The organism is Stenotrophomonas sp. GbtcB23 (assembly GCF_019091045.1).
Classification (GTDB): Bacteria; Pseudomonadota; Gammaproteobacteria; order Xanthomonadales; family Xanthomonadaceae; genus Stenotrophomonas; species Stenotrophomonas rhizophila_A.
The window spans coordinates 1-258 of record NZ_JAGXKC010000477.1; the positions used below are offsets into that span (position 1 = coordinate 1).

Sequence of the window (258 nt, forward strand, 5' to 3'; positions counted from 1 at the left end):
TGTTCCGCGACGAAAGCGCGCACATGTAGTTCGCCTTCGAATGCATGGAGGTCCTCGGCGAGGAAGAGCTGGACCTGTTCTACGATGTTATGAAGCGTCAGGTCTACGACATGCTGGCCGAAGCCATTGAATGCGAAGTGCAGTGCGCCGAAGACGTGCTGTCCGGCGGCGTAGCCTGCATTTCCACCCGCGACATGCGCCAGTACATGCACTACTGCGCCGACAACCACTTCCACCCAATCGCCATGGAAAAGAAGA

The 258-nt window shown here is 57.4% G+C and carries 1 pseudogene; it reads left to right on the top strand.

From position 1 onward, the window contains the following. Window positions 1-258 (top strand): annotated as a pseudogene (locus KVS69_RS19820) (ribonucleotide-diphosphate reductase subunit beta); the annotation flags it as partial.